This is a genomic window from Polyangium jinanense, from assembly GCF_028435265.1.
Taxonomy (GTDB): Bacteria; Myxococcota_A; Polyangia; order Polyangiales; family Polyangiaceae; genus Polyangium; species Polyangium jinanense.
Window position 1 is genome coordinate 191,957 of the sequence record NZ_JAGTJK010000001.1, and the last position, 17,982, is coordinate 209,938.

General features: G+C 67.8%; 18 protein-coding genes and 2 tRNA genes. 10 read left to right on the top strand and 10 right to left on the bottom strand.

What is annotated here, in order from left to right:
• Positions 1-64 precede the first annotated feature (64 nt).
• The 3 genes from KEG38_RS00830 to KEG38_RS00840 all read right to left on the bottom strand — a co-directional run bounded on the left by KEG38_RS00830 (position 65) and on the right by KEG38_RS00840 (position 4,356).
• Positions 65-973: a universal stress protein gene (locus KEG38_RS00830; RefSeq protein WP_272417030.1), complete on the bottom strand. Its 909-nt coding sequence runs from the start codon at positions 971-973 to the stop codon at positions 65-67.
• A complete protein-coding gene (locus KEG38_RS00835) occupies positions 970-3,813 on the bottom strand; it encodes a glycoside hydrolase family 65 protein (protein ID WP_272417031.1) in 2,844 nt (947 codons plus the stop codon). Before KEG38_RS00835 ends, KEG38_RS00830 begins: the two co-directional genes overlap by 4 nt.
• Before the next feature lie 129 nt (positions 3,814-3,942).
• A complete protein-coding gene (locus KEG38_RS00840; protein ID WP_272417032.1) occupies positions 3,943-4,356 on the bottom strand; it encodes a response regulator in 414 nt (137 codons plus the stop codon).
• A gap of 238 nt (positions 4,357-4,594) precedes the next feature.
• On the opposite strand from KEG38_RS00840, the gene KEG38_RS00845 reads away from it, so the two are divergent.
• Positions 4,595-5,254 (top strand): response regulator, encoded by a 660-nt coding sequence (locus KEG38_RS00845; protein ID WP_153821281.1) that lies wholly within the window; start codon positions 4,595-4,597, stop codon positions 5,252-5,254.
• A 19-nt stretch (positions 5,255-5,273) separates the two neighbouring features.
• On the opposite strand, the gene KEG38_RS00850 is transcribed toward KEG38_RS00845, so the two are convergent.
• Positions 5,274-5,780: a pentapeptide repeat-containing protein gene (locus KEG38_RS00850; protein WP_272417033.1), complete on the bottom strand. Its 507-nt coding sequence runs from the start codon at positions 5,778-5,780 to the stop codon at positions 5,274-5,276.
• 62 nt (positions 5,781-5,842) lie between these two features.
• Here KEG38_RS00850 and KEG38_RS00855 point away from each other — a divergent pair, with 62 nt between their 5' ends.
• The 3 genes from KEG38_RS00855 to KEG38_RS00865 all read left to right on the top strand — a co-directional run bounded on the left by KEG38_RS00855 (position 5,843) and on the right by KEG38_RS00865 (position 8,064).
• Positions 5,843-6,679, top strand: a complete 837-nt coding sequence (locus KEG38_RS00855; protein ID WP_272417034.1) for an alpha/beta fold hydrolase — start codon at positions 5,843-5,845, stop codon at positions 6,677-6,679.
• Positions 6,680-6,718: 39 nt separating this feature from the next.
• On the top strand, positions 6,719-7,504 hold the full coding sequence (gene xth, locus KEG38_RS00860) for an exodeoxyribonuclease III (RefSeq protein ID WP_272417035.1): 786 nt from the start codon (positions 6,719-6,721) through the stop codon (positions 7,502-7,504).
• Positions 7,505-7,623: 119 nt separating this feature from the next.
• On the top strand, positions 7,624-8,064 hold the full coding sequence (locus KEG38_RS00865) for a hypothetical protein (RefSeq protein WP_272417036.1): 441 nt from the start codon (positions 7,624-7,626) through the stop codon (positions 8,062-8,064).
• Positions 8,065-8,068: 4 nt separating this feature from the next.
• Here the strand turns inward: KEG38_RS00865 and KEG38_RS00870 are convergent, their stop codons facing one another.
• On the bottom strand, positions 8,069-9,112 hold the full coding sequence (locus KEG38_RS00870; RefSeq protein ID WP_272417037.1) for a penicillin-insensitive murein endopeptidase: 1,044 nt from the start codon (positions 9,110-9,112) through the stop codon (positions 8,069-8,071).
• Positions 9,113-9,261: 149 nt separating this feature from the next.
• Between KEG38_RS00870 and KEG38_RS00875 the strand changes: the two genes are divergently transcribed.
• From KEG38_RS00875 to KEG38_RS00885, 3 genes are all read left to right on the top strand, one after another.
• Positions 9,262-9,335 (top strand) — tRNA-Arg (locus KEG38_RS00875).
• A gap of 65 nt (positions 9,336-9,400) precedes the next feature.
• Positions 9,401-9,473, top strand: a tRNA-Lys gene (locus KEG38_RS00880).
• 131 nt (positions 9,474-9,604) lie between these two features.
• On the top strand, positions 9,605-10,183 hold the full coding sequence (locus KEG38_RS00885; protein ID WP_272417038.1) for a hypothetical protein: 579 nt from the start codon (positions 9,605-9,607) through the stop codon (positions 10,181-10,183).
• Between the two features lie 135 nt (positions 10,184-10,318).
• Here the strand turns inward: KEG38_RS00885 and KEG38_RS00890 are convergent, their stop codons facing one another.
• Both KEG38_RS00890 and abc-f read right to left on the bottom strand, forming a co-directional pair.
• The gene (locus tag KEG38_RS00890; RefSeq protein WP_272417039.1) at positions 10,319-11,656 is read right to left on the bottom strand and encodes a hypothetical protein; all 1,338 of its coding nucleotides are present in this window, start codon (positions 11,654-11,656) and stop codon (positions 10,319-10,321) included.
• A 146-nt stretch (positions 11,657-11,802) separates the two neighbouring features.
• On the bottom strand, positions 11,803-13,734 hold the full coding sequence (abc-f, locus tag KEG38_RS00895; protein ID WP_272417040.1) for a ribosomal protection-like ABC-F family protein: 1,932 nt from the start codon (positions 13,732-13,734) through the stop codon (positions 11,803-11,805).
• Between the two features lie 42 nt (positions 13,735-13,776).
• Between abc-f and KEG38_RS00900 the strand changes: the two genes are divergently transcribed.
• Positions 13,777-14,385, top strand: coding sequence for a hypothetical protein (locus KEG38_RS00900; RefSeq protein ID WP_272417041.1), 609 nt, complete (start codon positions 13,777-13,779; stop codon positions 14,383-14,385).
• 25 nt (positions 14,386-14,410) lie between these two features.
• Here the strand turns inward: KEG38_RS00900 and KEG38_RS00905 are convergent, their stop codons facing one another.
• Both KEG38_RS00905 and KEG38_RS00910 read right to left on the bottom strand, forming a co-directional pair.
• A complete protein-coding gene (locus KEG38_RS00905; protein ID WP_272417042.1) occupies positions 14,411-14,989 on the bottom strand; it encodes a hypothetical protein in 579 nt (192 codons plus the stop codon).
• Positions 14,986-15,633: a hypothetical protein gene (locus tag KEG38_RS00910; protein ID WP_272417043.1), complete on the bottom strand. Its 648-nt coding sequence runs from the start codon at positions 15,631-15,633 to the stop codon at positions 14,986-14,988. Before KEG38_RS00910 ends, KEG38_RS00905 begins: the two co-directional genes overlap by 4 nt.
• Before the next feature lie 357 nt (positions 15,634-15,990).
• Here KEG38_RS00910 and KEG38_RS00915 point away from each other — a divergent pair, with 357 nt between their 5' ends.
• Positions 15,991-16,566 (top strand): Uma2 family endonuclease, encoded by a 576-nt coding sequence (locus tag KEG38_RS00915; protein WP_272417044.1) that lies wholly within the window; start codon positions 15,991-15,993, stop codon positions 16,564-16,566.
• 10 nt (positions 16,567-16,576) lie between these two features.
• Entirely contained in the window at positions 16,577-17,098 is a 522-nt protein-coding gene (locus KEG38_RS00920; RefSeq protein ID WP_272417717.1) for a Uma2 family endonuclease, read from the top strand.
• A 3-nt stretch (positions 17,099-17,101) separates the two neighbouring features.
• On the opposite strand, the gene KEG38_RS00925 is transcribed toward KEG38_RS00920, so the two are convergent.
• Entirely contained in the window at positions 17,102-17,869 is a 768-nt protein-coding gene (locus KEG38_RS00925) for a hypothetical protein (protein WP_272417045.1), read from the bottom strand.
• Between the last annotated feature and the right edge of the window lie 113 nt (positions 17,870-17,982).

Below are 17,982 nucleotides of genomic sequence, written 5' to 3' on the forward strand. Positions count from 1 at the left end.
CCGGCCCTCCGCGCGATGCGTCGCATTCGTCCGAGACACCACGAGCGAGGGCCTGTCCGTCCCGTCATGGGCAACGCAAGACGAGCACGGGGCAGGTGGCCTTACGCAGGACGCGCTCGAAGACCGCCCCGTGCTCCTCGCTCCGGAGCCCGTGCCACGCGAGCACGGTGAGATCCGCGGCGAGCGTGTCGGCGAAGCGGAGGATCTCGTCCGCGGGGTCGCCAGCGCCGAGGAAGAAGCGTGTCGGCACGTCCTCGGGGCAGTGGCCGATCGTTTTCGCGAAGCGATGCACGAACTCCGCGGAGAACGCGGGCCACTCGTGATGCGGCTGGTCCACGTACTGCGGCGCGCCCATCGCGCCCGGCTCGACGTGGGGGCCGTGCTGCGCCTCGCCCACGAGCACGATGTCGAGCGACGCGCCCGCCCGCCGCGCCAGGTCCCCGGCCGGCTCGAGCGCGCTCGCCGTGCTCGGCGTCCCGTCGAGGGGCACGAGGATCCGCGCGAGCGCGAGCCGCTCCTCCGGCCGCACCACGATTACCGGCGCGTGCGACCGCTCGATCGTGTGCGCAGCGAGCTCACCCACCCCGAGCCCCCCGCGCTCCCGGGTCTCGGCCCCCACGATCACGAACGCCGTCGGGTGCGCCTCCGTGAAGGCCACGATCCGCTCCACGGGATCGCCGACCTCCACGTCGAGCACCATGCCGTCGAGCGCGTGTGTAGGTATCCCGAGGAGCCTCGGCAGCTCGCCGGGCGGGACCTTCGCCTCGGACACGAAGATGCCGTGCAGTGGCTCGTGCAGCGTCCTCGCCACGAGCCGACCCATCGCGATCGCCGCCTGTGATGCGGCTGCGTCCGCGCCGTTCAGGGCCACGAGCACCCGCTGCCTCTTCGGCCGCGCCTCGCTGCGCGGCCCTTCCTCGACGCCTCGTTCGGCGCCGTGGGACGTACCTTCCGCGAGATCCGCCGGCTTCATGGCTCGATCTCCTCCCACGCCAAAAATCCTTCTTCCTCGCGCCGCGCCACGTAGGCGCGTCCGGGCTCGGCGCGCACCGTGTGTGTCGCCCCGGCCTTGCCCGGAGCGGTGAGCCCGATCGGCGCGGTCCCGGAGGTCACGTGCACCTCCACCTCGCCCGGCAGTGCGTGCACCTGGAGCGAGCGGCCGCGGAGCTGCATCGGCAAGGACACGCGCCGCATCCCTGGCAGGAGCGTCGGCGCGACGATCAGCGTCTCCGGGTCCTCGGGCGCCGTGCGCAGGCCCGCCACGCCGAAGGCCACGGCTTGCCACAGGCTCCCGAGCCCGGCCGCGTGCACGCCGCCCGCGGCATTGCCCATGTTGTTACCGAGGTCGATCGACGCCGTCTGCTCGAGGTACCGCGCGGCCGTCTCGAGCAGACCGAGCCGCGCCGCCACGAGGGCATGGATCCCGGGCGACAGCGAGCTGCCGTGCGCCGTGCGTGGCTCGTAATAGAGAAAATTCTCCCGCCGCGCGCTGGGCGAGAACTCGTCCCAGAGCAGCGCGAGGAGCTGCACCACGTCGGCCTGCTTCACCACCTGCGAGTGCTTCGTCCGCTCGCGACCGAGCAGCACGTCGATCGGCACCGTGCGCGGCGAGTACGCGGCGACGTCGACGTATTCGAGACCAAAAAAGCCCTTGTGCTGCTCGATCAGCCCCGTGCGCGGATCCTCGCCGAGGTACATCCGCGCGGCGATCTCCTCCCAGTGGCGGATCTCCTCCGGCGTGACCCCGAGTGCCGCCGCCTTCGCGCTCCCCACGCCCCGCGCGATGGCCGCCGCGTACCGCAGGTTCTGCCGCGCCATCCAGTTCGTGAACGCGTTGTCGTCCACGCTCTCGTGGTACTCGTCGGGCCCGATTACCCGGTCGATGTGGAACTTGCCGTCGACCTTCACAGAGCCGCGGCTCACCCAGAAGCGCGCCGTCTCGATGAGGATCTCCGCGCCCTCCTCGCCGAGGATCCGTTCGTCGCCGGTGCTCTGCGCGTAGGCCCAGATCGCGTACGCCACGTCCGCGCTGATGTGGTGCTCCTCCAGCCCGGACAGGATCGGCACGATCTCGCCGACCGGGCTCCGCACGAACTCGGGCGTCGTCTCGTCCCCCGTGTCCGCCGACTCCCACGCGTAGAGCGCGCCCTCGAAGCCGAGCTTCTTCGCCTTGCGCCGCGCGCCGTCGAGGGTGAGGTGCCGGTAGAGCAAGAGCGTCCGCGCCGCCTCGGGCCACGTGTGCACGTAGAACGGCACCATGAAGATCTCCGTGTCCCAGAAGACGTGACCGCGGTACGCCTCGCCCGAGAGAGCGCGCGCGCCGATCGAGCAGCGCGGATCGTGCGGCTGCACCGTCGCGATCAGGTGGTAGAGCGCGAACCGGAGCGCCCGCTCGATCCCCGGCGCCCCGTCGATCTCCACGTCCGACTGCTTCCACCGCGCCTGCCACGCCGCCACGTGATCCGCGAGCAACGCGTCGAACGACGTCCCCGCCGCTTGCCGTTCGAGCAGCTCGACCCGCTGCACCGGTGCCGTTCCGTCACGCGACGTAAACAGACCGACCACACGATGCAGCACGCTCGGCTCGCCGAGCCGGACGTGCAGCGTGCACCGCTCCATCGCCGACACCGGCCCGACCTCCCGCTCGCAGCGCATCTCGAGCGACCCCGGATCCGCTGCCGTCGTGCGCGACGCGAGCGCGAGCTCGAGCCCGCCGTGCGTCTTGCCCACGAGGATCGGCCCCACGAGCCCGTGACGCGGCTCGAACCCGGCCCAGTGCGACGAGCCGCTCCCGCTCTTCACGTCGCCCGACAGCACCGCGTCGACCACCACCGTGCCCGAAAAATTGTGCGGCGAGATCTCCACCGCCTCGAGCAGCAGATGCCGGTTCGCGAGCGACGCGAGGTGCACCGTCCGGATCCGCGTCGCGTGCCCGCCCGGCCCGGTCCCGAGCCCTTCGCGCAGGAGGAGCCCGCGCCGCAGGTCGAGCGTCCGGTGGTGCCGCTCCATCGACGTCGTCTCCACCCCGAACGGCTCGCCCTCCACCGTGAACCGCAGCCGCCCCCAGTCCGGCGCGATCACGAGCTCCGGCACCGGCGACACATCCGACGACGCCTCGAACGCCCCCGCCAGAAACGTCGCCGGCCGCGACACGCTGCTTCCCTCCGCCAGCGACCCGCGCATCCCGAGGTAGCCGTTCGCGATCGTCAAAAGCGACTCGATCTCGTGCTCCCGCGCCACGTCGAAGCCGCTCTCCACCACCACCCACGAAGGGTCCCGCGGCGGCGCGAACGGCCCGAGCTCGGCTTCCAGCGCGAGCTGCTGCTCCAGGATGTCCGCGAGCCCCGCGAGCCCGTACGCCTCGCCCACGACGAGCACGTCCTCCGGAGCGAGCCCGAGCGGCCGCGCGATTTCGTGCATCATGAACGAAAGCACGTCCCCGCGGTCTACCGTCTGCACGACCTCGATGGGCCTGCCGCGGTGATCGAATCCGAAGAGGTGATCCCCGCCGTTCGCCGCGACGTGGAGCCGTTTCCTCGGCTCCTCTGCGATCGCCGCCTCGATCGCGGGCGCGAGCGCGTCGAGGCTCGCGTCCGTCACGATCGCTACCCGTGCGCCTCGATCGAGCAGTGCGCCCACGAGGCCGAGGGCCCGCGTCGACTCGGGCGCTTGGGCTGACGTTCCGCACAGATCCCAGCTCAGCACGAACAGGCGAAAGAGGTGATCGAGCTCGGGCAGGGGGGACGTCGTGACGAACCCGGACGAGCGACCGGATGCGGGCTCTCGGATCTCGGCAGATGCGGTGGACGTCATGGGCCCCGTTCATCGAGCGAGGACCGTGCCGACGTCGTGCGCCCCCGCGGTCCCCCGATCCGTGCAGCGCCGTGGCATTTGCATCCACCGCGCACGGAGCGCGAAACGAACGAGCGTACGGGGCGCCGTTCAGGCGGCGAGACGTGAAAGCTCGTCGAGCAGCTTTTCGAGATCGAAGGGCTTGCGAATCATCGCGCGCACCCGACGAACGGGCACATCGAGGCGCGACTCGTTCATCGCGGAGAGCACCATCACGGGAACGTCGATCCCTGCGCGATCGAGCGCGGCGAGGAACGCGTCGCCTTTCATCTCGGGCATCAAGTAATCGAGGAGAATCACATCGGGCCGGGTGCCTGCTACCAGCCTTGCGAGCGCCTCGCTTGCCACGGTGTGCGCTTCTACCTCGTAGCCTTCTTCTCGGAGCAGATCGGAAAGTGCTTCGACCAGGGCATCATCGTCATCCACGATGAAAACCGAGGGCCCGGATTTCTTGTCGTCGGGGCTACCGGGTGGCGCGGCCGGCACGTTCGGGCTCGGACTCATGGGCCCCTTCCATCGAGCAGGTTCCCCGCGTCGTCGAGCCTCCGGACCCCTTGCCGCCGCTGGCTGATCGATTCATACGTTGTGAACGGCTGGCTGGGGTTTGTAAGCTCGTTTGTCCAAGTGGAAATCGAGCGGGGTAGGGACTTTCCGTAGGGCGTGTTCCGCGTGCGCCCGACCACAGCCGCACTTGACGCGCGAGTCAGGCTGAGGCCCAATTCGTTGAAGGGCGGTCCTTGTCATGTCGGACACGAATAACAGCATCCGCGTTTACCTCATCGATGATCATCCGGTTTTGCGGGAGGGTTTTGCGAAAGCACTCGAAGCGGAACCGGGGATGACCGTCGTCGGTCAGGCGGGCACGGCGGCCGATGCGCTTCGGGAAGTACAGTCGATCAAGCCCGAAGTCGTGCTGGTCGACTTGAACATTCCCGATCGCGACGGCATCGAGCTTCTCGCGGCCCTTCGCGTCCAGGTGCCCACCGCAAAGCTGCTCGTTTTGAGCTGCTACGACGACGAATTCCGCGTCGCCGAAGCGCTTCGCGCCGGGGCGCAGGGGTACCTCGTGAAGACCAGCGAGCTCGCCGAAGTGATCGACGGCATTCGGCGAATCGCGAGCGGCGGCGCGCCGCTCAGTCAACGCATCGCGGGCGCCGTCGTCCGCGCGATGCGCAAACCTGCGCCCGAAGGCACGGGTGGTCTCGACGCGCTCACGCCGCGCGAACGGCAGGTCCTGCGCCTGCTCGCGGCGGGCATCTCCACCCGCGAGACGGCCGCGCGTCTCACGATCAGCCCGAAGACCGTGGAGACCCACCGCGTGCGGATCTACGCGAAGCTCGGCTGCAAGAGCGCCGTCGAGCTCACGCGGATCGCGGTCCGCACCGGCCTCATCGAGGCCTGAACCATCGGAAAAACCGAACTCATCCTTCGGGTTTTTGATCATGCGCGTCGCTCTGCGGCGCGCCTGATCGTTTGTGCTGCAACAAAAGATCGATTCGAACGCCGTCGATCGTCAGCCCTTCGATCGAGCAGTTCGTGATCGTCACGCCGGCGAGGCTCACGTCGTCGAGCGACGCGCCTTCGAACGAGGCGTTTCGGATCTTCGTTTTCGCGAACGTCACGTCGTCGAACGCAGCGGACTCGAACGACACGTTTTTCACGTTGGCTCGCGCGAAGCTCGCGTCGTCGAGCTTCGTGTCCTCGAACGACGCGTTGTGAATCGTCGCGCTGGAAAAATTCACATCGTCGAACGAAGCCCTTTCGAACGTCGTGTCGTGCACCTTCGCGTCGGCCATCGACACGTCATCAAGCTCGATTTTTTCGAACGATGCGTTCGAAAGCTTCATCGGCAGCGTCGGTGTGTTTCCGGACTTCGGTCCAGTCGTCTTCGCAGGGCTCCTGGGCTTCGATGGCGCCTTCTTCTTCATGCGCACATGCTACCCCTCTTCACCGACTCCGGCTTCCGCCGTACAGCCGGATCCAGGACGCCATGCACGACCCCGCCACGCTTCCCCATCACGCCATCGTCACCGCGCCCGGTGCGTCGCCTTCGTGCTGCATGCTCGTACTGCATGGCATTTTCGGCTCCGGCGGCAACTTTCGGACGTTCACCCGCGCCCTCGCGTCGGCCTGCCCTACCTGGGCCTTCGTGCTCGTCGACCTCCGCGCGCACGGCCTCTCCACGTCGCTCCCGCCCCCGCATACGCTCGGGGCCGCGGCCGACGACCTCGTGCGGCTCGGCTCTGCGCTCCCGTTCGAGGTGCGCGGCGTGATGGGCCACTCCTTCGGCGGCAAGGTCGCGCTCGCGTACGCCGACAGGAGGCGCGGCGAGCTCGACCAGCTCTGGGTGCTCGACTCGACCCCGAGCGCGCGTCCTTTCGGCATGGAGAACGTCGGCGCGGCGAAGATCCTCGCCATGCTCGAATCCTTCCCCGCGGAGCTTCCGTCCCGCGAGCGCTTCCTCGAGCTCGTCACCTCACACGGCGTCTCCCGCGCCGAGGCCGACTGGCTCGCGATGAACGTCCGCCGCGAGGGCGACGCCTTCCGCTTCCGCCTCGACCTCGCCGCGATCCGCGACCTGCTCGACGACTACTTCGCCCAGGACCTCTGGCCGGTCGTCGAGCAGCCCGACGGCCGTCGCCGCACGGGCTTCGTCATCGGCGGCCGCTCGAACACGGTGAGCCCCGACGACCGCGCGCGCCTCGCCGCGCTCGCCGCCAAGGACCCGACCCTCAGCGTCCACATCCTCCCGAACGCCGACCACTGGGTGCACGTCGACGACCCCGAGGGCCTCCTTCGCATCCTCGCGGCGTCCCTCGGCGGCTGAGGACTTCTCGCGAGGGTTTTTCCGGGCTACGGGAGGGCCATGCGAATCGCCTCCTGGAACGTGAACTCGATCCGCGCCCGCCTCGAACACCTTCGCACCTTCCTCACGAGCGCGAGCCCGGACGTCCTCTGCATGCAGGAGACCAAGGTCGAGGACGAGAAATTCCCCGAGGAGGCCCTCGGCGACGCGGGCTACCGCGTCGTCTACTTCGGGCAGAAGACCTACAACGGCGTCGCCATCGCCGCGCGGTACGGCCTCGGCATCGAGGACGTGAAGAAGAACCTCGACGGCGACGAGGACGACGCCCCGCGCAGGCTCCTCGCCGCCACGATCGAGGGCGTCCGCATCGTGAACGTCTACGTACCCAACGGGCAGGCCGTGGGCACGAAGCCCTTCGCCTACAAGCTCGCCTGGTTCGAGCGGCTCGGGCTCGACCTCGCCACGCACCACAAGCCGGAGGAACCCTTGCTCGTCTGCGGCGACTTCAATGTCGCGCCGACGAACCTCGACGTCCACGAGCCCAAGCGCTGGGAAGGGCAGGTCCTCTGCCACCCGGACGAGCGCGCCGCCCTCGGGCGACTGCTCTCCTGGGGGCTCGTCGACGCCCTGCGCGCGCGCCATCCCGACGACAAGATCTACTCCTGGTGGGATTACCGCATGGGCGCCTACCGCAAGAACCATGGCCTGCGCATCGACCTCGCCCTCGTCACGCCGCCGCTCCTCGCGCGCACGAAGGACGTGTGGGTCGACCGCAGCGTCCGTGAGCTCGAACGGCCCAGCGACCACGCCCCCGTCCTGATCGACATCGGCGAAAGTCAAGCCTGACTTCGGACAATCTCCGTCCGATCGGACCAGAAATGTCTGACCCGAGATAGGACATATCCTGTCCGATCGACCCCTATTTCGCCCCCGATCGAACGGCGCGATTTGCTAGTTTTCTCCGCGTGATGCGGCTCAACCTGGATGGTTATTCGCTCGACCTTCCCCCCGCCTGGTCCGGTCTCGAAGACGTGACCTACTCCGATCCGAGCACCCTGCCTCCGGTCGCGCTCGCGGCCGAGGGAGGCACGGGCCGGCTCATGGTGGCCGAGATGCTCTTCGACGACGACGACGAGCAGCCCGGCAACGAACCCACCGAGCTCGAAGCCCTCGCACGCGCCTGGGGCAAACGCCGCAGGCTCGAACCCCTCGAGATGGGCACCCTCGAGCGCCCCGACGGCGTCGTCGCCACGGCCACCTACCTCGTGCGTGGCTGTTTCGTGCAGATCTGGTTCCTCTCGAACGGCGACCGCGTCGTGCAGGCGAGTTATGTCTGCCCCTGGGACGAACGCGACAGCGAGGAGGCCGATCGCGAGGCGATCGTGCGCTCCTTGCGCTGGTCCTGACGATCTAGCGGTCCTTGTCGCCGCCCTCGTCCTTCTTGGCTTTCGTGGCCACGGGCGGGGGCGGCGCCGCTTCCTTGGCTTCCTTCTCTTCCTTCGCTTCGCCCGCCTCTTCCTTCGGAGCCGGCTCCCCCTTTGCGTCCTTGCTCCTCGCGCCCGCCGCGTTCGCCGCGCTCGCCGCGCTCCCCCCGCCGCCTCCGCGCACGTGCGACTCCTCCACGCACGCCGACTTCATCCTCTCGGGACAGGCGATCCGCACGTGGAAGTGATCGTCGTGCACGTCGGCGTCCGCGGGGCTCATCAGCACCGACGCGGCTTTCGTGTAGAGCTCCTTCGACACGTTCTTCTTCGCCGCGTACTTGAGCAGCCGCGTGCGCAGCCCGGCCGACACGAACAGGTACCGCACGTCGGTCTTCGTGTCGGTGAGCAGCGCCTCGACGAAGGCCCAGTTCCGCTCGTCGTCGAAGCGCACGACCTCGCCGCCGCGGGGCCGCCCATCGCTGCCGAACGCCACGAACCTGTGCGGGTTCACGTGCTTGCCCTTCTCGCTCACCATGTAGAAGCCGACGTCCGCGTCGCGCCCCGACTGATGCGAGTTGTGCCCGAAGAGCGCCCCGCCGTTTTTCGCGGACAGGTCCCCCACGTACAGCACGGACCCCTTGTGCTTCCCGCTCACCTTGGCCGCCGCGCGCCGCAGCACCCGCACGAGGTCGGGCAGCCCGTACGCGTGCCCGCCGCCGCGCACCTCGACCGACTTGCTCGACGCGAGCTTCTCGCCCCCGTACAGCCGGCCCTTGTTCGGCGCCCCTGCCGAGAGCGCGCCTTTCGGCCGCTTCTCAGCGCCCTTCTTTGGCTCGACCTTGTCCTTCTTGCCCTTGTCCTTCGTGGGCTCCGTCTTCGCGGTCTTGGCGCCGGGGGCGGCCTCGGAGGCGCGCGGGCCTGTGGCGACGAGCGCGAGGCCGAGGGTGAGGGGCGCGGCGATCCGGGCGAGCAGGCGCATGATGCCGCGGACGTTAGCGCGCTCGGCGCGCGCGGGGGAGGGGATGTGCACGGCCGATCGTGGGGTTTTGCGCGACCGACCTCAGCCGTGCCGGGATCATGAGCCAGCCTACACGAAAAAAGAATGCATCCAGGTGCTTGACATGAGCCATCGGGACGGGTAGAAGGCTCGTCGCGTGCCACCCGAGGGCGGTGCAGGATGCGCCCGTAGCTCAGCTGGATAGAGCGTCGGACTTCGAATCCGAAAGTCGCCCGTTCGAATCGGGCCGGGCGTACCGGGTTCCGAGTCGACTCTTCCAGGGGAGCTCGGGAGACCGTTGAAAAGAGAAGCAGCAAAACCGGGCCATTAGCTCAATTGGTAGAGCAGTGGACTCTTAATCCATTGGCTGAAGGTTCAAGTCCTTCATGGCCCACCCGGATCCAGAACGAAAAAGGCCGGTACGCTTCCCGCGTGCCGGCCTTTCGTTTTTCTGGCCGCGGAGCGCGTCTGTGTGCCTTCCTGCTTGACGACGCTTCCCGGGTTTGGTGAGGAAGAGAGACCATCATGCAATTCTGCCGTGGCCTCCTCCTCGCGGGTACATGGGCGATCCTGCTTGCCGGGTGTGGAGGCTCGGGGACGCGGAGCAACTATCCTCCCGGCCAGCCGATCGCTCTCCTGGAGGGGACGGCGCACCTGGGCGACAACCGCGCCGGTAGCCAGAACTTCCCGAGCGGGCTGGCAACGGCGGCGCGCCTCTGCTCGCTCGTGAACGTGCCGGAGGCGCTCGACGCCTTTCTGCAAGTGGTCAACCTCCGGAACTCCGAGACCTTGAGCAACCTGATCACGGTGAATGGCAAGCCTTTCCCCCTGGGGATCACGCTCGAGCGCGACCCGTACGGGAACACGCCGCTCTCGACGCAGACATCGCCCGTCTTCGCCGTACATCTGGAGCCTGGGCCCTCGGAGGTTTGTCTGGTCACCGGGAAGAAGACCAATGGCGACGTCGACGATATCGAGGTCGACCAGATCCTCCTCTTCGTGGAGGGGATCGACCCCGAGGACGTCAGCGTTCGTCGTGGATTGGGGCTCGGCACGCCGCCTCCGAGCCAGCCGCCGAGTCGACCGTGGGGGTCGATTCAGTAGCGTCTCATCGGCCCGTGTGCGGTTGGCCCTGACAACCTCGACGCAGCCGGATCGGGTTGACGGTTCGAGGCCAGAACGAAAAAGGCCGGTACGCTTCCCGCGTCCCGGCCTTTCGTGTTGGACAGTCCGTTCAGCTCAGAACCACTGCCCGACGAGCTTTTCCTTGCGGGTCAGCTTCGAAAGGTGCTCGAGCTCCAGCACCCAGAGCTCGGTCTTCTTGATCAACGGCTTCGTGTCCGTGACCGTCTTTGCCTCGTGCTTCTTCACGATGGCGTAGCCCTCGACCTTGTCGCCGACCTGGACCGTCACGCCCTCGGGCATCTCCCCGAGCGTGAGCCGCACCGTCGTCTCTTGAATGCTCTTGCCGGTCTTGCAGATTTCCCGGTAGACGATCCGACCATTCTGGATGCTGTGGATCCGGTTCGTCTCCACGCAATCGTAGGCATACTCGTTCGTGTAGGCGTACAGGATCTCGAGCTCGGTCTTGCCGCTGTTCTGCGTGATCTTCTTGACCTCGCCGAACCCCGAATAGTACCCGAGCTTCGGGTGGCCGGGGATTTCCTTTTCGCCCTTCTCGATGCCCTCGATGTACACCTTCGAGAAATTGCCCGGCCGCACCTCGTCGACGGACTTCTTCTCCTCCTTCTCCTGGAGCCGATCGATCTTCTTCAGCGTCTCCTCGGAGAAAAGCGGCTTCACGTACTTCGCGCCGCGCTCGGTGTACGAGTTACCGCGCCCGGCGCTGTCGAGCGCCGGCGTCTTCGGCGTCCCGTTCGAGGCCGCGTAGGCGCAATACATGTCCCGTTCCGTCGCGGCGTCGAGCCGGGCGCGGACGTCGTTCTGCTGCGGCGCGCCGCTCACGATCGCGTACAGGTAATCGCGCCCTGTCGATTCGTACGCCTTCTTGATCGCGATACGCAGGTCCCTTTGAAACCCGACCTGCGTCATCAGGATGTCGATGACCGACTGGCTCGACGCCGACTTCTGGGCCGTCTTCTGCAGGTCGAGCAGCGCGCCGATGCGCCCGTACGGGCCCGGGACCTTCGACGCCTCTGCGATCTCGGTGGCCCACTTCGCGTCGAGCGCCCGCGCCTCCTTGTCGATCGCGAGGTAATCGGCGTAGCACTTCGCGAGCCACGTCCTGCGCATGGCCGCCACGATCAGCGCCTGGTACGTCTCGTCCGACGTATTGGCCTTCTCGTCCTCCGGCATCTTGTCCCAGCCCGTGAGCCACGTCGGGTCCGGGTTCTTCAGCGTCCGGCGCGGGTTGTACAGGTAGATGTACGTCGCCTTGTCCTGGTACTCCTTCACGCCCGCCTGTTTCTTGAAATCGGGCACGCACATGTGGTTCTCGCAGGACGTGTAATCCCATGATTTGAACGTCGCGAGCACCGCCTTGCCCGCCTCGTCCTCGTCGTACGGCAACATGCCGAACGGCCCCGTGCTGGGCGTGCCGTCGGACGAACCACCCATGAGGCCCGGGATGTTCGTTTGGACGTTGACGAGACCACATCCAGCCGCGAACAGGCCGGACAGCAGAACAATCGCAGCTTTTCTCATTGTACCGGGCCGCCAGCTATCACGCGCTGGCGGCTCTTGGCAACCCACCACCTGGGACGTCAGCCGCCCTCGGCGAGCTCCTTCTCGATCGCTTCCCACTCCCCCATGAGGGCGTCGATCTTCCCGTCGAGCTCTTTTCGTAGCCGATCCAGCGCGGCCACGTCCTCCTTGCTCGTCCGCTCGAAAAACCCCGGCTCGCAAAAACGCGACTCCAGCTCTCGTTTTTGCGACTCGGCCGCCTCGATCGCCGCCACCACTTTGTCGCGCTTACCGGGCAGCTCCTTCAAGCGATTGCGCTTTTTCTTCTGGTCCTCCCACGCCGAGCCCGACACCTGCGCCGCGGGCTCCTGCCCCTTGGCGGCGCTCTTCGCGGCCTTGTCCTTCTGGACCACGGCCTCCGCGTCGAGGTGATCGTCGCCGCAGCGCGCGAGGTATTCCTCGTACGTACCCGGGAAATCGTTCCGGCCCGTCGGCAGCACCTCGAGGATACGCGTCGCGATCTTCGAGACGAACCAGCGATCGTGCGACACCAGGATCAGCGTCCCCTCGTAGGCCACGAGCGCCTCCGCGAGCGCCTCGATCGCCTCCACGTCGAGATGGTTCGTCGGCTCGTCCAGCAAGAGCACGTTCGGCTCTTCCACGAGGATCCGGCAAAACAAAAGCCGCGCCGCCTCTCCCCCGGAGAGCAGCCCGACCTTCTTGTTCACGTCGTCGCCCGAGAACAGCATCCGCCCGAGCCGCCCCCGCACCGCGGCTTCCGGCTCCGTCGGGCATGCGGCTTTCATGATCCCGAGCGGCGTCGCCTCCGCATCGTCGAGGATCTCCCGGTGATCCTGCGCGAAATACCCCACGCGCGCCTCGTGCCCCCAGCGCACCGTACCCGCGTCCTTGTCGAGCCGGTCGGCGAGGATCTTGAGCAGCGTCGATTTGCCGATCCCGTTCGGCCCGATCACCGCCACCCGCTCGCCCCGCCGCACCACGAGCGACACCGCGGTGAGCACCCGTTTTTCCCCGTACGCCTTGTTGATCCCCGCGACATCGAGCACGTCCCGCCCGCTTGGCCGCGCGATCGACAGCTTGAACACCGGCGTCCGCCGCGAGCTCTCTTCGAGCTCCGGCACCTCGATCTTCTCGATCTGCTTCAGCCGGCTCTGCGCCTGCTTCGCCTTCGTCGCCTTGTACCGGAACCGGTCCACGTACGACTGCTTGTGCGCGATCACCTCCTCGATCCGCTCGACCTCCGCTTGCTGCCGCTCCCGCTCGGCGCGTTTCTCCTTCACGAACGCCGTGTAATTGCCGTGGTAGAGCGTCACCGTGCCGTAATCGATGTCGAGGATGTGCGTCGCCACGTTGTCGAGGAAGCGTTGGTCGTGGGAGATCACGAGCACCGAGCCCTCGTGCGCGTTCAGAAATTTTTCGAGCCAGCGGATCGTCAGGATGTCGAGGTGGTTCGTCGGCTCGTCGAGCAAGAGCACGTCCGGCCCGCCCACGAGCACCTGCGCGAGCAGCACGCGCAGCTTGAAGCCGCCCGACAGCGTCGCGAGCGGCCGCTCGTGCGCCTCCATCGGGATCCCGAGGCCCGCCAGGATCGACGTCGCCCGCGCCTTCAGCGTGTAGCCGTCGTACGCCCGGATCACGTCGGCGAGCTCGGCGAGCCTTTGCGCGTCGCCCGCCCCGTCCTCCACGATCCGCTTCTCCTCTTCGAGCGCCTCCCACACGATCCGGTCGCCCATCATCGCGAGGTCGAGGATCTTCGCCTCGTCTTCGAGGAACCGGTCTTGCCGGAGCACGCCCATGCGCGCGCCCGCGGGGATGTTGAAGCTACCTTCGGTCGGGGCCTCGTCGCCGGCCAGGATCTCGAGCAGCGTCGTCTTGCCGGAGCCGTTCGCGCCGACGAGCCCGTAGCGGCTTGCCCGGTTGAGCTTCAGCGACACCTCCTCGAAGAGGGTCCGGTCGCCGTACGATTTGCCCAGGTTCGACGTGACGATCATCGCTCGGGCGGTGGTATATCCTCCCGCAACTGAGGAGGCCACGTGCGCTTTCGAGAGCTCATCCAAGATTCCAGCGCCACCATCGACGCCATCGCCAGCTACCTCGACGGGCTCTCCGCCGAAGACAGGCTCGAAGAGACCCGCACCCTTTCGCGTGACGAGCAACGCAAGCTCTACCAGAGGGCCGAGAAGGCGTCCCTCATCACGCTCGACCACTTCGTCCCGACGGACATCACGAAGCTTTCGCCGGTCCACCACGACGGCCGCAACACGCTCCCCTTGCCGAAGAGCCTCAAGCTCTTCCAGAAGCGGTTTTGCCGGCCCGAGGACGGCTCGGAGCGGCTCTTCGGGTACAACGAGTCGCCGTTCCTCGGCACCGTGGGCCCGGGCTTCTTCGTCGCGGTCCCGACGAAGGGCCGCGCGGAGTGGGAGGCGCGCGGCGGCGTCGTGATCGATTATTTCCAGGTCCCCGACGGCCCCGTCGCGGCGGGCTGGCCCAAGGTCATCCCGAACTCCAAGGGCCTCCAGACGTTCGTCTACAACGGCACGCGCGACTACATGCGCAAGGTCTCCACGCACGTCTCGATCGGCGCGGCCTACAAGGGCGAAAAGGCCCTCGATCACTACTTCATCCTCTGCCGCGACCGCTGACCCCGCCCCGGGGCGCGCCGTGCCTCTACGCAGGGACGGGCAACGCGGAAAGCGCCGTCCCTGACGCCTCTTCCAGCTCCACGAACACCTCTCCGAGCCAATCGAGGAACGCCGCGTCCCACGCCGGCCCCTCCGGCCATCTCGCCGCGATCCTCTCGGAAAACTCCGCGTCCCACCGCTCGAACACCGCCCGCAGCGCCCCGTGCGCCTGCCTGGCCAGCACCGCGCTCCGTTCGCCCTTCCGCTCGCCCCCCTCGATGAACGTATCCTCGCAGAGAAAGTAATTGCAGGTCGCGGGGCGCATGGCCGCGTCGATCGTGCATCCGCCCGGCCCGTGAAACACGCATTTGCGCTCCATCGGATGGGTCGGGGCCTCCCGCCGCTTCACCCGCCGGAGCTCGAGCCCGCGCTTGGTCGGAATCAGCTCCTTCTTGGCGATTCGCGCGAGCACGAAATCACGCCCGCCCCCGGCGATGACGCGCCCCACGTCCGACCAATCCATCTCGGGCGGCGCCTTGCAGCAGCCTGCCGGCCCCTGCGGGCATTTCGCGCAGAGGGTCGAGAGGAGCTGGGTATGGGCGCCGAGGACTTCGAGTCGAATCATCGCGCCGCGAGGCGGGCGGAGAGCGCCGTCCGGACCGAGCGGCCCACGGCGTCCTCGACCTTCTTGAGCTCCTCGGGCATCCAGAAATGGAGCACGCGCCCGAGCGCCTCCGTGCTCGACCGGACGAACGCCATTCCGCCCGTCTCCGCCCGCTCGGTGCTTTGCGGAAGGCACACCTTGCACAGGCACGGAAGCGGCCCGGCGGCATCGTGTTTCGTCACGTTCACGGCCGGCGCCACACCCGCGCTCCAGGCTGCGCCGAGCAAGAGCGCGGCCGAGGGCGCGTCGAGCATGCGTGGCGTCTGGAGCGACATCCCGAGCGTGCCGGGCGCCGCGGTGATCCCTTTTCCGTTCGCGAACCGGATCCTTGGCACGAGTGAGGTGATATCGCTGATCGGCACGCGGTTTCGCCCGCTGCGCCATCCCTTGCCGGAGAGCTGCGGATTTTCCAGCACGGCGACGAGCCAGAGCGTGTCCGACGGCGGCCGCACGGTCACCATGAACAGCCGTCCGCCGCCGGCGAGCGGGGCGAGGCCCTTGCTCTGGCTGTGGTAGGTATCGATGGGCCACACCTTGCCCGGCTTGCGCCCGCCCGCTTCCTTCTCGAACACGGCCTTGCTGACGATGGCGAGGACGTCCGGCATGCGCGCGACTCTACCAGAACGGGCCCGGAAGGTCAGGGGCCATCCCGCGATCGGGTTTCCGCCGTGGGAAACGTCTTCGCGGAGTCCGCACGCCCGATTTCCTGGTGGGAAACGTGTTCGCGGTGACCGCGAAGGCGTCCGTCATCCGACGGAGAGGTTCGCGGCCGGCGCGAAGGCGTCTGTCGTCTGACGGACGGGTTTTCGGCGACTGCGAAGGCGTTTGCTGCCGAAAAAACGGGCCTGCGCCGTCCGCGAAGGCGTTTCCCATGGAAACGTCGGGCTTGCGGCCGGCGCGAAGGCGTTTCCCAGCGTCCTTGGCGGCTTGCGGCGGGGCACGGGCTCGGGCAACCTCTTGGCATGGCCGCCGATGCTGCGCGGAAACGTGCGACGTATGAGGACCTCCTGGCGCTTCCCCCGAACGTGAAGGGGGAGATCCTGGATGGGGTGCTGTACACGCAGCCGCGGCCGCGGTTTCGGCATGTTCACGGGGCGTCGAGCGTGCAGGAACAGCTCGGTCCGCCTTTCCGCCGTGGCATCGGCGGTCCCGGTGGCTGGTGGATCGCCACGGAGCCCGGCATCGAGCTGCCCGATTCGCCCGAAGTCTCTCCGGATCTGGCCGGCTGGCGTCGCGAGCGGATGCCTGATCCGCCGGGTGACGATCCCATCAAGATCGTACCCGACTGGGTCTGCGAGATCTTCTCACCGAGCACACGGGACTACGACCAGCAGATCAAGAAACCGTTTTACGCGAAGCACGGCGTCCGATGGTTGTGGTTCATCGACCCCGCAGCCCGCGTGCTCATGGCGCATCGTCTGGAAAACGGCCGCTGGCTGGATGTCGGCACCTGGCGGAACGACGACCGCGCGCGGATCGAGCCGTTCGATGCGATCGAGCTTGATCTGTCCGATCTCTGGTTGCCCGCGAAGGGTTGACGTGGACAGCATGCCGCCGAACGTGCAACGCGAGATCCTGGACGGGGAGGTGTACACCCATCCGCGTCCGTGGCCTTCGCACATGCGAACCGCGACGATCCTCGGCGGGCACCTCAGCAGCCCCTTCGATAGTGGCTGGCGTGGTCCGGGGGGATGGTGGATCCTCATTCGACCCGGCATCGCGTTGCCCGATTCGCCGGAGGTCGTCCCGGATGTAGCCGGATGGCGCCGCGAGCGGATGCCCCATCTGCCGGAAGAGGCCAGCACGCTCGCGCCCGACTGGGTCTGCGAGATTCTTTCCCCGAGCACCCGCAACTACGACCAGCGCATCAAGAAGCCGTTTTACGCGAAACACGGCGTGACGTGGTGCTGGATCGTCGACCCCGAGGCCCACGTGCTCACGGCTCATCGGCTGCGGAACGGCCGCTGGCACGATCTCGGCACGTGGGGAGACGACGAGCGCGTAAGCATCGAGCCCTTCGACGCGATCGAGCTCCCTCTCGCCGACCTCTGGCTCCCCTCGGACGCCTGACCCTCACTCCTTCGGCGGCTCCGTCCCTTCGATCTCCGCCCCCTCATCCTCGCCGCGGAGCTTCCGCTGCGTCGGCCGCACCTTCTCCGCCAGGTCCCGATACCCGGCCAGCCGGTACAGCCCCTCCAGCGTCGACGCCGTCCCCTGATATGCATCCGACCACGCCGCCGCCGCGCGGTCCCGGGCCGCGAGCGCCGTCTCGAGCTCGCGCGCCTCGCGGGTGTCGTCCCCCACCGCCGCATCGAGCTGGCTCGATTGCTTGATCACCGATTGCTGCGCGACGGCCGTATTGAACGTCGAGCCGAGCGGCGAGACCACGACCGCAGGGTGCTCGCCGAGCAGCCGCGCCACCGTCTTCGTGTACTGGAGCAGCTTCGCCGGCACGCGCGGCGATTCGGTCGACAGGCCGTACGTCGCGAGCGCCGCCGCCCCCATGTGGTCCTCGATCGTCCGGCGCAAAAGCCCGAGCAAGGCCGCGAGCGCCGTCGCCGCCGCGTCGCGCGAGGCCCGCACCGGGATGTCGTCCGCCCGCTCGGCCGCGAGGTCTTCCTCCGCTTGGCCGAGCTCCGACGCAGCCCGCGCGAGGCCGTCCGCGAGCGCTTCGAAGAGCGCGAGGTACGATGCCTTCGTGGCTTTCGTGAGCGGCCCCTGGACCTCCTGCGCCCGCGCCGCGAGGATCTCCGCGACGGCCGTGCCATGCGTGCGGGCCGAGGCGACGACCTTGTCGCTCACGCGGATTTGATTCTGCACCTGTTCGCTGACCTTCGACATGGGCACTCCCTCCGAGCGGCCGCGAGGGTAATCGGGAGCGAACGAGCCCGGCAAGCCAGAATGCCGCGCCGCTTGACATTCGCTCGACTTTGCCGTCCCGCTCGGAGGCGATC

Bases quoted from the DNA above. Each gene is read 5' to 3' on its own strand.
- KEG38_RS00915 (WP_272417044.1), top strand. From the start codon at position 15,991: ATGGCCGCCGATGCTGCGCGGAAACGTGCGACGTATGAGGACCTCCTG.
- xth (WP_272417035.1), top strand. From the start codon at position 6,719: ATGCGAATCGCCTCCTGGAACGTGAACTCGATCCGCGCCCGCCTCGAA.
- abc-f (WP_272417040.1), bottom strand. From the start codon at position 13,734: ATGATCGTCACGTCGAACCTGGGCAAATCGTACGGCGACCGGACCCTC.
- KEG38_RS00845 (WP_153821281.1), top strand. From the start codon at position 4,595: ATGTCGGACACGAATAACAGCATCCGCGTTTACCTCATCGATGATCAT.
- KEG38_RS00885 (WP_272417038.1), top strand. From the start codon at position 9,605: ATGCAATTCTGCCGTGGCCTCCTCCTCGCGGGTACATGGGCGATCCTG.
- KEG38_RS00925 (WP_272417045.1), bottom strand. From the start codon at position 17,869: ATGTCGAAGGTCAGCGAACAGGTGCAGAATCAAATCCGCGTGAGCGAC.
- KEG38_RS00905 (WP_272417042.1), bottom strand. From the start codon at position 14,989: ATGATTCGACTCGAAGTCCTCGGCGCCCATACCCAGCTCCTCTCGACC.
- KEG38_RS00840 (WP_272417032.1), bottom strand. From the start codon at position 4,356: ATGAGTCCGAGCCCGAACGTGCCGGCCGCGCCACCCGGTAGCCCCGAC.
- KEG38_RS00920 (WP_272417717.1), top strand. From the start codon at position 16,577: ATGCCGCCGAACGTGCAACGCGAGATCCTGGACGGGGAGGTGTACACC.
- KEG38_RS00835 (WP_272417031.1), bottom strand. From the start codon at position 3,813: ATGACGTCCACCGCATCTGCCGAGATCCGAGAGCCCGCATCCGGTCGC.
- KEG38_RS00890 (WP_272417039.1), bottom strand. From the start codon at position 11,656: ATGGGTGGTTCGTCCGACGGCACGCCCAGCACGGGGCCGTTCGGCATG.
- KEG38_RS00910 (WP_272417043.1), bottom strand. From the start codon at position 15,633: ATGCCGGACGTCCTCGCCATCGTCAGCAAGGCCGTGTTCGAGAAGGAA.
- KEG38_RS00850 (WP_272417033.1), bottom strand. From the start codon at position 5,780: ATGAAGAAGAAGGCGCCATCGAAGCCCAGGAGCCCTGCGAAGACGACT.
- KEG38_RS00855 (WP_272417034.1), top strand. From the start codon at position 5,843: ATGCACGACCCCGCCACGCTTCCCCATCACGCCATCGTCACCGCGCCC.
- KEG38_RS00830 (WP_272417030.1), bottom strand. From the start codon at position 973: ATGAAGCCGGCGGATCTCGCGGAAGGTACGTCCCACGGCGCCGAACGA.